Source organism: Frigoribacterium sp. Leaf186, from assembly GCF_001423905.1.
Classification (GTDB): Bacteria; Actinomycetota; Actinomycetes; order Actinomycetales; family Microbacteriaceae; genus Frigoribacterium.
Window position 1 is genome coordinate 65,046 of sequence record NZ_LMPQ01000012.1, and the last position, 15,296, is coordinate 80,341.

The window sequence follows — 15,296 nt, forward strand, 5'->3', positions numbered from 1 at the left end:
GGCCTGCGGTCGCAGCTCGGCGTACTCGGGGCTCTCGACGATGGGCAGGTAGGCGGGGATGTGACCCGCGGCCGCCCACGAGATCGAGTCCTTGAGGATCGTCGAGACCATCTTGTAGACGTCCTCGCGCTTGGTCTCGTCGACGACGCTCTGCCGCGGCAGCACGAAGGCGTGCGAGTCGGCGTAGACGGCGGGCGTGCCGAACAACGTCGGGATGATGCTGCCGTCGAACGGGATGCCCGCGTTCTCGGCGCTCGGGACCTCCCACACGCCGGTGAAGAGCATGCCGCTCTCGCCGCTGACGAACTGGGCGATGCCCGACTGGATGTCGCTGGCCGTGGCCATCGCGGTGCCGTCGGTCAGCTTCTGCATGAACTCGAGCGCGGTGACGGCGGCCTGTTCGTCGTACTCGACCGTGCCGCCCTCACGCAGCACCATGTCGGCGCCCTGCTGCTTGTAGAACGTGTAGAACATGCGCCAGAGCTGGGCGCCGTCGTTGAGGTACCCCCACGAGGCGCCGTTCTTGCCGGTCACGCGTTGCATCGCGTTCGCGACCTCGAGGAACTGCTCGGGGCTGGTGATCTCGACGAGCTTGCCGTCGTCGCCGAGGGCACCGGCCTGGGCGGCGATGTCGGTGTTGTACAGCAAGATGAACGGGTGCGAGTCGAGGGCGACCGAGTAGAGGTCGTCGCCGCTGAAGCCCTTCTGCCAGACGGCCTCGGCGAAGTCCTCCTCGCGGACGCCGTACGACGCGAGCTTCTCGACGTCCCACGGGTCGAGCAGGCCGCCGGGAGCGTACCCGGGCACGCGCGACGCGTGCATGATCGCGACGTCGGGGGCGCGACCGCCCGCCGACGCCATGGCGAGCTTCGTGTAGTAGGGCGTGCCCCAGGCGAGCACGGTCTGCGTCGCGTGGAACTCGGGGTTCTCCTCGTTCGCCTGGTCGACCAGTGCCGACATCTTGACGCCGTCGCCGCCGCTGAGCAGGTGCCAGAACTTGAGCTGGGCGACGTCGGTGCCCGAGCCGGTGACGGCGCCGGGCGCACAGCCCGCGAGGCCCGTGGCGACGAACGCGCCGCCGACGAGGGCCGCCGAACCGAGCAGCATGCTGCGGCGACTGAGGCCGCGGGAGGGGGTGCCCGGTCGGGGTGCCGGGGTGGTGCGATGGTTCTCGGTCATCTTCACTCCTTTGTGATGCGTGACGGGAGTGACTATTCCATCGTTGTAACGGAAGCGCAAGAGGCGCGAGTCGGCGAGCCGCGCCTCCTCGGTTCCCGTCTGACGGGCTGCCGGCCGTGCCAGAGCCCCACGCCGCCACGAAATGCACACGCCGCCACCTTTTTGCGTGGCGCTGTGTTCACCTCGTGGCGTGGTGCTCTCCGCCGAGCGTCAGGCGCCGGCGCGGGCGCGGGTGCTGTCGCGCACGACGATCTCGTGCGGGATCAGCACGAGCTCGGCCGCACCCTGCCGGTCGGCGATGCGGGCCGCGAGCAGCTCGAGGGTGCGGTCCACGTAGAGCCGCTTGTCGAACGTGACCGTGGTCAGCGGCGGCACCGAGAAGCGGCCGTCGACGATGTCGTCGAAGCCCGCGACGGCGACGTCGTCAGGCACGCGCAGCCCTGCCGACGTGACGGCGCTGACGGCGCCGATCGCGAGCGAGTCGGTGAAGCAGAAGATCGCGTCGGGTCGGTCGCCGCGGTCGACCGCGGCGCGGACGACCGAGAAGGCGTCGGCCGACGTCCAGTCGGGGCACGAGTACTGCAGGGAGGTGTCGACGGGCAGGCCGGCCTCGGCCATGGCCAGCTCGAAGCCGCGGGTGCGGGCGCGGGCCGTGGCGGTGTCGAACTGGCCGGCCGAGTCGCCCAGCGTGGCGATGCGGCGGTGCCCGGCCGCGATCAGGTGGGCGGTCATGTCGCGCGAGGCGGCGACGCTGTCGACGCGCACCTGGTCGACGAGGGTCTGCTCGACCTCACCGATCACCACCACCGGGGGCAGGGAGTCGGTGCCCGCCGCCGTGACCGACGACGACAGCGCGCTGGCGTCGAGGGTGATCGGGTTGAGCACCAGGCCGTCGACCAGGTGCTCCTTGCCGCGTGAGAGCAGCTCGCCCTCGCGTTCGGGTCGCGACCCGGTCTGCTCGAGCTGGATCGACCAGCCTCGCTCGTGGGCGACCTCGACGAACCAGTGCGTCATCTCGGCGCTGTACGGCGTGCTCAGGTCGGGAAACGCCAGGGCGATCGACCCCGTCCGCCCGGTGCGGAGGCCGCGGGCGCTGAGGTTCGGCACGTAGTCGAGCTCGGCGAGGGCGGTCTCGACCCGGTGGCGGGTGTCGGGCCGCACGAACACGACGCCGTTGATGACGTTCGAGACGGTCTTCGGCGACACCCCGGCGAGTGCCGCCACGTCCTTCACCGTCGCGCGCATGCGTTCAGGCTAGTGGGAGCCGACGCTCAGGCGGAGGCGAGCACCTTGACGATCCGCTGCAGCGACACGCTCTCGCTCGGTCGCAGGTCTTGCGCGAACAGGCTGAGGCGGAACTCCTCGAGCATCCAGCGGGCGCGGACGAGTGCAGGAGGCGCGGTGTCGGCGGGCGGGAACGTCCCGCCCGCGGCCTCGTACCGCTCGGTCGCCTGCTGCACCTCGCTCAGCCAGACGCGGTCGCGCCCGGGGGCCTCGAGCAGCTTGGCCGTGCGCTTCGTGATGCCCACGAGGTACACCGGCACGCGCTGCAGCTGCTGCAGCCCGGTCTGCGACACGAAGCCCGGGCGGATCAACCGGTCGCGCTGCTGTCGCATGTCGGTCAGCGCCGCGAGCAGGGTCATCGACGTCGCGCCCTTCATGGCCTTGTCGGCGTCGCGGGCGGCCGTCAACGTGCGGGCGACGAGCGACACGGTCTGGAACATCTGGTCCATCACGGCACCCGACACCCGGTCGCGCGTCGAGAGGAACTCCTTCTTCGTCATCACCATGCCGTCGGGCTTCACCCGGAACAGCACGTCGTCGACGACGGCCACGAGGCAGTCGGCGAACAGCGCTGCCGTGTTCTGGTACGGGCTCGTCGCGAGGATGAGCTTCTCGGCACTCGTCAGGTGCTGCTGCACGTAGGCCACGGGCGACGGGGTCGCCAGCATGAGCAGGCGCCGGACGCCCTTCGGCGTCGCGAGGGCCTGGTCGGCCGGCGTCGCCATCAGCGTGATCGACACCGAGTCGCCGTGGTCGACCAGCGCCGGGTACGCGCGGATCACCGTGTCGCCGTGGCGGGTGTCGACGACGGCGGGGAGCTCGTCGAAGTCCCACGACGTGAGGCCCTCGCGCTCGATCGAGCTGGTGGGGCGAGGCGCGACGGGCGTGGCGTCGCCACCCGCGCCTCCTCGTCCCCGACCTCGACCACGGCCGCGGTCGTCACGACCGCCGCCCTGCGTGACGCGGGCGACGCTGTCGCGCGTGGCGTCGCGCAGCCGGTGCTGCAGTGCGTCGAGGTCCTTGTCGGCGCCCACGGTGCGGCCGCGTTCGTCGACGACGGCGTACGTGACCCGGAGGTGGGCGGGCACGCGGTGCAGGTCGAAGTCGTCGGTCGTGACGGGAGCGTAGGTGAGCTTCTTGATCGCCGCGGCCACGGTCGCCGTGAACGGCTCGGCGGCGTCGGCGGGCGGGGCGTCGGGCAGCTCGTCGGTGATCTTCGACGCCCAGTCGGCGGCGGGAACGACGTTCTTGCGGATCTGCTTCGGCAGCGACTTGATCAGTGACGTGACCAGCTCGTCACGCAGCCCCGGCACCTGCCAGTCGAAGCCGACCGGACGGAGGCGCGGCAACAGCGGCAGCGGGACGATCACGGTCACGCCGTCGTCGTCGGCTCCCGGCTCGAACTTGTACCGCAGGGTCAGCGTCTGGTCGCCCTGCTGCCACGTGCTCGGGAACCCCTGTTCGTCGACGTCGGGTTCGTCGTCGCCGAGCAGGTCGGCTGCGGTCATGGTGAGCAGGTCGGGGGTGTCGACCTTCGCCTTGCGCCACCAGCCCTCGAAGTCGCGCATGCTGGCGACGTCGGCCGGGATGCGGCGCTGGAAGAACTCGAACGCGGCGTCGCCGTCGACCAGGATGTCGCGGCGGCGCGTCCTCTCCTCGACCTCGGTCAGCTCGCGGATCAGCTTCCGGTTCTTCTCCTCGAAGGCCTGACGCCCCTCCCAGTCGCCCTCGACGAGCGCGTGCCGGATGAACAGTTCGCGGGCGTAGGCGGGGTCGATCCGCGAGAACTGGATGCGTCGACGCTCGACGATCGGCACCCCGTAGAGCGTGACGCGCTCGTAGGCGACGACGGCGCCCTGCTTCTTCTCCCAGTGCGGTTCGCCGTAGCTGCGCTTGACGAGGTCGGGCGCGAGCGGCTCGGCCCAGGCCGGGTCGATCGACCCGGCGACGCGGGCGAAGAGCCGGCTCGTCTCGACCAGCTCGGCGGTCATCACGGCCGCCGGCGGTTTCTTGGCGAGGCTGCTGCCCGGGAAGATCAGGAACCTCGTCTGGCGGGCGCCGACGAAGTCCTTCTTCTGCGGGTCGAAGAGGCCGATCTGGCTGAGCAGGCCGGCCAGCAGGCTGCGGTGCACGCCGTCGGGGTTCGCGCTGCGCTCGCCGATGTGCAGGCCGAGGGGGCGGGCCGCCCGGCTGAGCTGTCGGTAGACGTCCTGCCACTCGCGGATGCGCAGGTAGTTCAAGAACTCGTCGCGGCAGAGACGCTTGAAGGCGTTGCCGCTGAGCTCTCGCTGCTTGTCCTCGAGGTACTCGAACAGGTTGAGCAGGGTGAGGAAGTCGCCCTTGGGGTCGCGGAAGCGCGAGTGCTTCTCGTCGGCCTGCGCGCGTCGCTCGAGCGGGCGCTCGCGAGGGTCTTGGATGCTCAGGGCAGAGACGATGGCGAGCACCTCGCGCGTCGTGCCCTGCGTCTTCGACTCGACCACCATGCGGGCCAGGCGGGGGTCGATCGGCAGGCGGGTGAGCTGCTTGCCGATGCGGGTGATCTGGCCGCCCTGCGTCACGGCGCCGAGTTCACGCAGCAGGTCGAGGCCGTCCTTGATTCCGCGCGAGTCGGGCGGCTGCAGGAAGGGGAAGGCCGCGATGTCGCCGAGGTTCAGCGAGATCATCTGCAGGATGACCGCGGCGAGGTTGGTCCGCAGGATCTCGGGCTCGGTGAACTCGGGGCGCTTGTCGAAGTCGGTCTCGCTGTAGAGGCGGATCGCGATGCCGCTGCTCGTGCGGCCCGAGCGCCCGGACCGCTGGTTGGCGCTCGCCTGCGAGATGGCCTCGATCGGCAGGCGCTGCACCTTGGCCCGGGTCGAGTAGCGGCTGATGCGCGCGGTGCCGGCGTCGATCACGTACTTGATGCCGGGCACGGTGAGGCTCGTCTCGGCGACGTTCGTGGCCAGGACGATGCGGCGTCGGGTGCCCGCGGTCGTGCTGGGCTGGAAGACCCGGTGCTGGTCGGCGGCGCTCAGCCGGCCGTAGAGAGGCAGCACCTCGGTGTGCGGCAGGTTGCGCCCCCGGATGCTCTCTTCGGCGTCACGGATCTCGTTCTCGCCGCTGAGGAAGACCAGGACGTCGCCGCTCGACTCGCGGGCGAGTTCGTCCAGTGCCTCGTTGATGCCTTGCAGGTAGTCCTTGTCGTCGGCGCGCTGCCTGCGGTCGCCGGCCCGCGCCTCCTGGCGGTCGCCGGCCCGGCCCGAGGGGCGGTCGTCGTCGTCGAGGTCGCCGTCGTCGTCGCTCGTGGTGTCGTCGGCGACGAGCGGCCGGTAGCGGACCTCGACCGGGTAGGTGCGACCCGACACCTCGACGATGGGGGCGTCGCCGAAGTGCTTCGAGAACGACTCGGGGTCGATCGTGGCGCTCGTGATGATCAGCTTGAGGTCGGGGCGGCGGGGCAGCAGCTGCTTCAGGTAGCCGAGCAGGAAGTCGATGGTGAGGCTGCGCTCGTGGGCCTCGTCGATGATGATCGTGTCGTAGCGCTCGAGCTCGCGGTCGAAGTGGATCTCGTTCAGCAGGATGCCGTCGGTCATCAGCTTGATCTGCGTGTCGGCGCCGACCTTGTCGGTGAACCGCACCTGGTAGCCGACCACGCCGCCGACCTCGTCGCCGAGCTCTTCGGCGATGCGCTCGCTGATGGTGCGCGCGGCGATGCGGCGGGGCTGCGTGTGGCCGATCTTGGTGCGACCGAGCTCGAGGCAGATCTTCGGCAGCTGCGTCGTCTTGCCCGAGCCGGTGGCGCCCGCGACGATGACGACCTGGTTGTCACGGATCGCCGCGGCGATGTCGTCGCGCCTCTGGCTGACCGGCAGCTCGGCGGGATACGTGATGGTGGGGATCATGAGCCCTCCATCGTAAGCCGCCCGGGCTGGGCGGGTCGTCGGGTGGTCCGTCGTAGGATCACGACAGACTGCTCGTCAACGGAGACGGAGAAGACACGATGCCATCTGCACCCAGCCCCCGAGGTCACGCCACCGCGTCGGTCGCGGCCATCCTCGCCGAGTCGGCCGCCCGCCACCCCGACGACGTCGCCGTGATCGTCGGGCCCACCTCGACCACCTACGCCGAGCTCTGGCAGCAGACGCTGGCCTACGCCGGCGCCCTCCGGGCCCGCGGCGTCGGCCCCGGCGACCGGGTCGCCATGCTCGTCCCGAACGTCGCCGACTTCCCCCGGGTGTACTACGCCACGCTCGCCCTCGGCGCGGTCGCCGTGCCGGTGCACGCGCTGCTCAAGCGCCACGAGATCGAGTACGTGCTGAACGACAGCGGCTCCCGGCTTCTCGTCTGCGCCGCCCCCCTGCTCGGCGAAGGAGGCGCGGGAGCCCAGCTGGCCGGGGTCGACGTGCTGACCGTGCTCGCGCCTCCTGCCGGCGACTCCGCGACGACCGGCGCCCCCGCCGCGACGGGCGGCTCCGCGACGACCGGCGATTCCGCGGCGACGGCGCCCGACCGCCTCGAAGACCTGGCCGCCGCCGCCGAACCGCTCGACACCTACGTGCCGCGCGATCCGTTCGACACGGCGACGATCCTCTACACGAGCGGCACGACCGGGCAGCCGAAGGGCGCAGAGGGCTCGCACCTGGCGTTGATCGAACAGGTCAACACCAACCTGATGACGACCTTCGACATGCACCGGGGCGACGTGCTGCTCGGGGCACTGCCGCTGTTCCACACCTTCGGGCAGACCTGCACGATGAACACCGGGTTCCGGGTCGGCGCGACCATCGTCATGCTGCCGAAGTTCGACGGCGACGCCGCGCTGGCCGCCATGGTCGAGCACCGCTGCGAGGTCTTCATGGGCGTGCCCACCATGTACATGGCGCTCATCGCGGCCGCCGGGCGCAGCGAGGCGCGCCCGCCGCTGCGCTACGCCGTCTCGGGCGGCGCGTCGTTGCCGCTCGCCGTGCTCGAGAAGTTCCAGCAGGTCTTCGACGCCCCCATCCACGAGGGCTACGGGTTGACCGAGACCTCGCCCGTCGCGACCTTCAACCACGTCGGGGTGCCGCCTCGGCCCGGCACGATCGGCACGCCGATCTGGGGAGTCGACGTCGAGGTCGCCGACCAGCACGTCGAGGACTCGATCGTCCTGCTGCCGCACGGCGAGATCGGCGAGCTCGTGATCCGCGGGCACAACCTGATGAACGGCTACCTCGACCGCCCGGACGACACGGCGAAGGCGATCGTCGACGGCTGGTTCCGCACCGGCGACCTCGGCACGAAGGACGACGACGGTTACCTCACCATCGTCGACCGGACGAAGGACATGATCATCCGCAACGGCTACAACGTGTACCCGCGTCAGGTCGAAGAGGTGCTCGCCCAGCACCCCGACGTCGCGATGGCCGCCGTCTTCGGCGTGCCCCACGAGCTGCACGGGCAAGAGATCGAGGCCGCGGTGGTGCTGCACGAGGGGGCAGGGGTCACCCCCGACGAACTCGTCTCGTTCGTCGCCGACGAGATCGCGGCCTACAAGTTCCCGCGCGTCGTGCACGTGCTCGACGCCCTGCCGCTGGGGCCCAGCGGCAAGGTGCTGAAACGCGAGCTCGTCGACCGGTTCTCGGGCGACCGGGCCGAGGCGGATCGGGCTGACGCGCAGCGGGTCGAGGTCGAGACCGGAGGCGCTCCCCGGGCCTGAACCGGCGGTCCCCGGCGGCGGCGACCCTCGTTCCGGGGGGCCCCGCAATGGGGCTGCCCGGGCGGAAGACGGCGTTCTAGCCTCACAGCAGAACCCAAGCCCGACCGGACAGGACCCCCGTGAAACTCTCCCTCACCCGTGCCCTCGGCGCGACCGCCGTCGCCGGCTGCCTCGTCGCCCTCGGCCTCGCCGGTGCCTCGGTGGCCGCCGCCGAACCCGCGACGGACGCCCCCAGCACGCAGGCCCCCACCACCGTCTCCGAGGCCGACGCCGGGCCGTTCTCGTACGCGGCCGCGACCCAGGCCGGCGGCCCGACCTTCGACCGCTACCAGGGTGCCGACCGCTTCGCGACGGCGGCCGACATCGCCGGTCGTGCCTACCCGGACGGGGCCGGCACCGTCGTCGTCGCCAACGGCCTGGTCTTCCCGGACGCCCTCAGCGCCGCTCCCGCCGCCGCCCTGATCAAGGCCCCGCTCCTGCTGACGGCGCCCGGATCGCTGCCGTCGTCGGTGGCCGACCGCCTCGTCGCGCTCAAGCCGCGGAACGTCGTCGTGGTCGGCGGCGTCAACGCCGTGTCGCCCGCGGTCGCCACGCAGATCGCCCGCATCACGGGGGCGACGGTCGAGCGCATCTCGGGTGACGACCGCTACGCGACGTCGCGGGCGATCGCCGACGCGTTCTTCGCCGAGACGGGCGTCTACCGCGCCTTCGTCGCCACGGGCGCGAACTTCCCCGACGCGCTCAGCGCGAGCGCGGCCGCCGGCGTCGGCAGCACCGACACCACCGGCGCACCCGACGCGGTCGTGCTCGTCCCCGGCCAGGCCTCCGGAGTCGACGAGGCCACCTCGACGCTGCTCGACTCCCTCGGCGTCGAGTCCGTCGCCGTGGTCGGTGGTACCGCCAGTGTGAACGACGAGGTCATCGCCGACCTCGACGCGCAGTTCCCCGGCGGGGTCGCGGTCCTGGCCGGTGAAGATCGGTACGAGACGTCGGCGAACTCGGCGTTCTTCGCCTTCAGCGACGCCACGGGGGAGTCCATCCGCACCGACGACTCGGGCACCGTGTACCTGGCGTCCGGCCAGAACTTCCCCGACGCCCTGGCCATCGCGGCCGTCGCCGGCGCCGAGAAATCGGCCGTCCTGCTCACGCCGCCCGGCTGCACGAACTACCTCGGCGCCTACCTGATCGCGGGCCTGGAGGCCGACCGCGTCGTCACCATCGGCGGACCGAACGCCGTCTCCGACGCCGCGGCACAGCTCGACTACTGCCCCGAGCCCGCGGCCGGCTGATCCGCCGGCTCGCTACCATCGCACGATGATCGCCATCGTGCTCGCCGCGCTCCTCTGGGGCACGACGGGCACGGTGGCGTCGTCGTTGCCCGGGGACGTCGGGCCGCTCGCCGTCGGCGCGGCGACGATGTGCGTCGGCGGGCTGCTGCTCGCGCTGACCGCACCCCGCCTCACGCTGGCCGTGCTGGGCGGAGGCCGAACGTCGTGGCGGTGGCTCGTCCCCGGCGCGCTCGGCGTCGTCGTCTACCCGCTGGCGTTCTACTCGTCGATGTCGCTGGCGGGGGTCGCGGTGGGCAACGTCGTCTCGCTCGGCACGGCACCCGTCTTCGCGGCGCTGCTCGAGAGGACGCTCGACCCGCCCAGCCGGAGGCGACCCCTGGAGGCGCGCTGGGCGGCCAGCGCGGCCCTCGCCGTCGCCGGCGTCGCCCTGCTCGCCGCGACCGGTCAGCACCCGCCCGGTCAGCACGCGGGCGCCCAGGCCGACGGAGCAGCGGCCACGGCGGCCGGCTCGCCCCCGCTCGGCATCGCGCTCGGCGTCCTCGCCGGTCTCGCCTACGCCACCTACACGTACACCGCGGGCCGCCTGATCGCCGACGGGCACCCGTCGCGCGGGGCCATGTCGGCGCAGTTCGGCGTGGGGGCGGTGCTGCTGCTGCCGGTGCTGCTGGCGACCGGGGCTCCGTTGCTCCGGTCGGGCGCCTCCCTGGGGGCTGTGGCGTACCTCGCGCTCGGCCCGATGTTCGTCGCCTACCTGTTGTTCGGCCGGGGACTCCGCACGGTGTCGAGCTCGCGGGCGACGACGGTGACGCTGCTCGAACCGTTCGTCGCGACCCTGCTCGCGGTGCTCGTGGTGGGTGAGCGACTCGACCCGCCGGGCTGGCTCGGCCTCGCCCTCGTGCTCACCGGCGTCGTGTCGGTCGTGCTGACCCGACCCTCGCGCCCCTCCCGCCCGGGGGTCGTCGCCGCCTAGAGTGGAGCCTCGGCGTTCGTGCCGCGGCTCCGTGCCCGGCGCGACCGGTCCGCTGCGGCGGACCCGCCTCATCACGAAGGAGTGACATGAGCGACACCATCACCGCACCCGCCCCGGCCGCCTCCGAGGGCCCCGAGATCCACAAGGGCCTGGCCGGCGTCACGGTCGACCGGACGGCGGTCTCGAAGGTCGACGCGGCCAGCAACTCGTTGCTCTACCGGGGCTACCCGGTGCAGCAGCTCGCCGCCGGGCGCGACGTCGAGGACGTCGCCTGGCTGCTGCTGCACGGCGAACTGCCCACGGCCGCCGAACGTCGCGACTTCGACGACGAGCTGCGGTCTCACAGGGCCCTCGCCCCCGGCCTGCAGCACCTGATCGACCTGATCCCGACCTCGGCCCACCCGATGGACGTCGTCCGCACGGCGGTGAGCGCGATCGGGGCCGCCCGGCCCGAGCCGACCACCGGCGCCGGAGCCTACGACGCCGACGAGACGCGACGACTCGCCACGCACCTCTTCGCCGTGCTGCCGGCCGTCATCGCGTACGACCAGCGTCGTCGACGCGACCTGCCGCCGGTGCCTCCGCGCGACGACCTCGGCTACAGCGCCGACTTCCTCCACCAGGTCTTCGACCGCGAGCCCGACGCACTCGACGTCGAGGCGTTCGACACGTCGATGACGCTCTACGCCGAGCACTCGTTCAACGCCTCGACCTTCACCGCGCGGGTGATCGCGTCGACCCTGTCCGACCTGCACTCGGCCGTCGTCGGAGCGATCGGTGCCCTCAAGGGCCCGCTGCACGGCGGCGCGAACGAGGCGGCCCTCGAGCTGCTCGACCGGGTCGGCCCCGCCGACGGCGCGGTGGCCTGGCTCGACGACGCGTTCGCCCGCAAGGAGAAGATCATGGGCTTCGGGCACCGGGTCTACAAGAACGGCGACAGCCGCGTCCCCACGATGGAGGACGCCCTCGGGCGTCTCGTCGACCGCGCCCGCGAGCAGGGCGACGATCGCGTCGACGGGCTGAAGGAGACGTACGACGTCGTCGCCGCGACGGTCTTCGAACGCAAGGGCCTGAAGCCCAACGTCGACTACCCCTCGGGTCTCGCGTACCACCTCATGGGCTTCGAGACGCCGGTGTTCACGCCGCTCTTCGTCGCGTCGCGGGTGCTCGGCTGGAGCGCCCACGTCATCGAGCAGCGCGAGGCCAACTCGCTCATCCGACCGCTGAGCGAGTACGACGGAGCCGCGTTGAGGGACGTCCCCGCCAGCTGACGCCTACCGTGGCCCGCATGCCGAACCAGCTGCGAGACGCCGTCAGCCCGTACCTCCGGTCGCACGCCGACAACCCCGTCGAGTGGCGGGCCTGGGGGTCGGGCCCGTTCGCGGAGGCCGTCGAGCGCGACGTGCCCGTGATGGTCTCGATCGGCTACTCGACCTGCCACTGGTGCCACGTCATGGCGCGCGAGAGCTTCTCCGACCCCGAGGTCGCGGCGCAGCTCTCGGCCGGGTTCGTCTCGGTGAAGGTCGACCGCGAGGAGCACCCCGACGTCGACTCGAGCTACCTCGCGGCCGCGTCGGCGTTCACCGAGGGGCTCGGCTGGCCGCTGACGGTGTTCGTCACGCCCGAGGGGCGGCCGTTCTACGCCGGCACCTACTTCCCGCCGGTGCCCGTGCAGGGTCGACCGTCGTTCCGACAGGTGCTCGATGCCGTCACCGACGCGTGGACGTCGCGCCGCGGCGAGGTCGACGCGACCGCGTCGGCCGTCCAGGAGGCGCTGGCCGCGGGGCCGTCGTCGGTCACCGGCACCGCGCCTCCCGGCCCCGACGCCGGGGTCGCCCTGCCGGGACGGCCCGAGCTCGCCCGCGCCGTCGCCCGCCTCGCCGCGCACGAGGACCGCGAGCACGGCGGCTTCGGCGGGGCGCCGAAGTTCCCCACGGCTCCGGCCCAGCTGGCGTTGCTCGCCCTCGGTGCCGGGGGAGACGACGGAGCGCTCGAACTCGTCTCGCGGACCCTCGCCCGCATGGCCGCGTCGCCGCTGCGCGACCCCGTCGAGGGTGGGTTCTTCCGGTACGCGGTGCGCCGCGACTGGTCCGAGCCGCACTACGAGCGGATGCTCTACGACAACGCGCAGTTGCTGATGGCGTACTCACGGCTGTCCGTGCTCGACCCGGCTCCCCTCGCCGACCCGGGCTCCGCTGCCGCCCCGGGCCCCGTCCCGACGTCGGCAACTCAGGAGATCGCCGCCGATCCCGCCCGGGTGGTCGCCGGCATCGCCGATTTCCTGAGTTCGCGACTGCGGACGGCCGACGGGGCCTTCGGCTCGGCCCAGGACAGCGAGAGCACCATCGACGGCGTCCGCGACGAGGGCGGCTACTACCGGCGAGACGCCGCGGGCCGGGAGGCACTCGACCCGCCGCCCGTCGACGACAAGGTGCTGACCGGCTGGAACGGCCTCGCGATCGCCGCGCTCGCCGAAGCGGGGGCACGGCACGGGCGGCCCGAGTGGGTCGAGACGGCGCGGGGCGCGGCCGACCTGCTGCTCGCGCGTCACGTGACGGACGACGGTCGACTGCTGCGCGCCTCCGTGGGCTCGGCCGTGTCGGAGGCCGTGGCGACCCTCGAGGACCACGGCCTGTTCGCGTCCGGCCTGCTGGCCCTCTCACTGGCGACGGGCGAGGCCCGCTACGCGATCGCCGCCCGGACGTTCGTCGACGCCTGCCTGCTCGACGACGCCGACCCGAGGACCGTCGCGGCGCCCTCGGGCGGTGACCCGGTGCTCGTCTCGCAGGGCGTGGCCCTGTCGAGCGACCCGAGCGAGGGGGCCTACCCGTCGGGACGCAGTGGGGTCGCGTCGGCCGCGCTCACGCTGCACCAGCTCACCGGGGAGGCGCGCTACCGGTCCGTCGCCGAGCGGCTCGTCGCCGAGGTGGCCGGTTCGGCCCTCGACAACCCGCTCGCGTACGGTGCCGCCTTCGGGCTGCTCGTCGAGCTCGAGGCCCCGCTGACGCAGCTGGTCGTGGTCGAGCCGTCACCGTCGGCCCGCGCCGACGGTACCGCCGACGGCCTCGCCCGGCGGGCGCGGGGTCTCGTCCGCCCCGGCAGCGTCGTCGCCGTGCTGGACGAGGAGGCGCTGGTCGCGTTCGAGCACGCGGGCTTCGAGTTGTTCGCCGGTCGCTCGGCCCCCGGGCGCGTGCCCACCGCCTACCTGTGCCGGGACTTCGTCTGCCGTCTGCCCGTCACCGACGCCGACGCTCTCGACGACCTGATCGTGCTCGACTGAGCGGGCGGGCGGGCGGTCAGGCGGCGACGGGCACGAGGGGCGCCGAGGGATCGGTGACCCACTCGGCCAGCGAGCCGTCGTAGACCGACACGTCGTGGCGACCGAGGACGGCGAGGGCGAGCGCGTCGACGCTCGCCGACACCCCGGAGGTGCAGTAGACGACCGTCCGCGGCTCGTCGGGCACGAGCGCGAGGCGGTCGCGCAGCACGGGCTCTCGGACGAGGGTGCCGTCGTCGGCCCGGAGGGACTCGGAGGGGACGCTGATGCTGCCGGGGATGTGCCCGGCCCGCGCCAGCGGGCCCGAGACGCCGTCGTACTCGTCACGGGGTGAGGCGCAGACGAGAGCCGCGCGTTCGTCGCCCGCCACCACGGACTCGACGAAGGCCTTGTCGACCCAGTGCCCCGGCCGCTCGGTCGCGACGAACCGGGCCGGCGCGGGCGTCACCTCGCCCAGGTCGTACGGCTTGCCCTGCGCCAGCCAGTGCGACCATCCGCCGTCGAGGACCGCCACGGCGTCGTGGCCGTAGGCACGGAACAACCACCAGAGGCGCGAGGCCCAGCGGCCGTCGAGCGTGTCGTAGACGACGACGGTGCTCTCGTTCGAGATGCCCAGGGCGGCCGTCGCGGCCTCGAAGCGGTCGACGCCCGGGCGGGTGAAGGGAAGGTCGGAACCGGGGTCGCTGAAGTCGGCGAGCAGGTCGGCCAGCACGGCACCGGGCACGTGGCCGTCGCGCTCGAACCCGTCGCGGCCGGTCTCGTACGTGACCGACGAGGGATCGGCGTACCCGTCGTGGTCGAGGTCGAGGTCGACGAGCACGGTGGCGTCGACGATCGTCAGGTCGTCGGCGCCGAGGTGGTCGGCGAGCCACTGCGTCGAGACGACGGGGGAGGTGAGGACGGGGGCCATGGCGCCCACGGTAACGGCGGCCGGTGACATCGACCAGTGCGCCAGCAATGAAACGTCACGACGTCGCCGGCTGCACCCGCATCGACCTCCGCACCCGGCACGCGCGCCCGTCGACGGGCGCGTTCGAGCCGGAGGTCGACTCAGCGGCCGGCCTTCCGGGCGGTGATCACCCCGGTGTCGAAGCCCATCAGGTTCAGCCCGCCGTTGAACCGGGCGTGCTCGACTTTCATGCAACGGTCCATCACGACGGTCAGACCCTGCTCTTCGCCGTGGCGGGCGGCCTCTTCGTTGTAGATGCCCAACTGCACCCAGATGGTCTTCGCCCCGATCGCGAGCACCTCGTCGACCACCGACGGGATGTCGGCGGCCTTGCGGAACACGTCGACGATGTCGGGCACCTCGGGCAGGGAGGCCAGATCGGGGTAGGCCTTCTGGCCGAGGATCGTGTCGGCACGAGGGTTGACGAAGTAGACGCGCAGGTCGGTCGACTGCTGCAGGTACGTGCCGACGAACGAGCTGGACCGGCTCGGGTTCGGCGAGGCGCCGACGACGGCGACGCTCTTCGCCGACCGCAGGATGGCCTGCCGCTCGCGGGCCGACGGCCCGACCCAGGTCCGCTGCGACTTCAGCAGCTTGGCGAGGGGCGACGACGAGGGCAGTTCGCAGGTCAGCCCGTTGGTCAGCTGCGTGGTGACGGTGTCGGTCACGTCGGG

The 15,296-nt window shown here is 72.3% G+C and carries 10 protein-coding genes; 5 read left to right on the forward strand and 5 right to left on the reverse strand.

All coding sequences use genetic code 11. The annotated features are described in order from the left end of the window. The 3 genes from ASG05_RS13435 to hrpA form a co-directional block, all read right to left on the reverse strand. On the reverse strand, nucleotides 1–1,179 hold a 1,179-nt coding region (locus ASG05_RS13435; protein WP_235491521.1), incomplete at its 3' end, for an extracellular solute-binding protein. Nucleotides 1,180–1,389: 210 nt separating this feature from the next. Further along, nucleotides 1,390–2,424 (reverse strand): LacI family DNA-binding transcriptional regulator, encoded by a 1,035-nt coding sequence (locus tag ASG05_RS13440; RefSeq protein ID WP_056261893.1) that lies wholly within the window; start codon nucleotides 2,422–2,424, stop codon nucleotides 1,390–1,392. 26 nt (nucleotides 2,425–2,450) lie between these two features. Beyond that, nucleotides 2,451–6,344: an ATP-dependent RNA helicase HrpA gene (hrpA, locus tag ASG05_RS13445; RefSeq protein WP_056261898.1), complete on the reverse strand. Its 3,894-nt coding sequence runs from the start codon at nucleotides 6,342–6,344 to the stop codon at nucleotides 2,451–2,453. Nucleotides 6,345–6,442: 98 nt separating this feature from the next. On the opposite strand from hrpA, the gene ASG05_RS13450 reads away from it, so the two are divergent. From ASG05_RS13450 to ASG05_RS13470, 5 genes are all read left to right on the forward strand, one after another. Then, nucleotides 6,443–8,137: a long-chain fatty acid--CoA ligase gene (locus ASG05_RS13450; RefSeq protein ID WP_082486800.1), complete on the forward strand. Its 1,695-nt coding sequence runs from the start codon at nucleotides 6,443–6,445 to the stop codon at nucleotides 8,135–8,137. Between the two features lie 119 nt (nucleotides 8,138–8,256). Then, nucleotides 8,257–9,426 carry a cell wall-binding repeat-containing protein gene (locus ASG05_RS13455; protein WP_056261902.1) on the forward strand — a complete coding sequence of 390 codons (1,170 nt, stop codon included), beginning with the start codon at nucleotides 8,257–8,259 and terminating at the stop codon, nucleotides 9,424–9,426. Between the two features lie 25 nt (nucleotides 9,427–9,451). Next, entirely contained in the window at nucleotides 9,452–10,396 is a 945-nt protein-coding gene (locus ASG05_RS13460) for a DMT family transporter (protein ID WP_082486801.1), read from the forward strand. 86 nt (nucleotides 10,397–10,482) lie between these two features. Further along, a complete protein-coding gene (locus ASG05_RS13465) occupies nucleotides 10,483–11,667 on the forward strand; it encodes a bifunctional 2-methylcitrate synthase/citrate synthase (protein ID WP_056261906.1) in 1,185 nt (394 codons plus the stop codon). Between the two features lie 17 nt (nucleotides 11,668–11,684). Next, nucleotides 11,685–13,676 (forward strand): thioredoxin domain-containing protein, encoded by a 1,992-nt coding sequence (locus ASG05_RS13470; protein ID WP_056261909.1) that lies wholly within the window; start codon nucleotides 11,685–11,687, stop codon nucleotides 13,674–13,676. Nucleotides 13,677–13,692: 16 nt separating this feature from the next. Here ASG05_RS13470 and ASG05_RS13475 read toward each other — a convergent pair whose 3' ends face one another. Beyond that, entirely contained in the window at nucleotides 13,693–14,583 is an 891-nt protein-coding gene (locus ASG05_RS13475) for a sulfurtransferase (RefSeq protein WP_056261912.1), read from the reverse strand. A gap of 140 nt (nucleotides 14,584–14,723) precedes the next feature. Further along, nucleotides 14,724–15,290: a CoA-binding protein gene (locus ASG05_RS13480; RefSeq protein ID WP_056261915.1), complete on the reverse strand. Its 567-nt coding sequence runs from the start codon at nucleotides 15,288–15,290 to the stop codon at nucleotides 14,724–14,726. Nucleotides 15,291–15,296 lie beyond the last annotated feature (6 nt).

Excerpts from the sequence above, each read along its gene's own strand:
- ASG05_RS13470 (WP_056261909.1), top strand. The coding sequence starts at position 11,685 with ATGCCGAACCAGCTGCGAGACGCCGTCAGCCCGTACCTCCGGTCGCAC.
- ASG05_RS13440 (WP_056261893.1), bottom strand. The coding sequence starts at position 2,424 with ATGCGCGCGACGGTGAAGGACGTGGCGGCACTCGCCGGGGTGTCGCCG.
- hrpA (WP_056261898.1), bottom strand. The coding sequence starts at position 6,344 with ATGATCCCCACCATCACGTATCCCGCCGAGCTGCCGGTCAGCCAGAGG.
- ASG05_RS13475 (WP_056261912.1), bottom strand. The coding sequence starts at position 14,583 with ATGGCCCCCGTCCTCACCTCCCCCGTCGTCTCGACGCAGTGGCTCGCC.
- ASG05_RS13460 (WP_082486801.1), top strand. The coding sequence starts at position 9,452 with ATGATCGCCATCGTGCTCGCCGCGCTCCTCTGGGGCACGACGGGCACG.
- ASG05_RS13450 (WP_082486800.1), top strand. The coding sequence starts at position 6,443 with ATGCCATCTGCACCCAGCCCCCGAGGTCACGCCACCGCGTCGGTCGCG.
- ASG05_RS13465 (WP_056261906.1), top strand. The coding sequence starts at position 10,483 with ATGAGCGACACCATCACCGCACCCGCCCCGGCCGCCTCCGAGGGCCCC.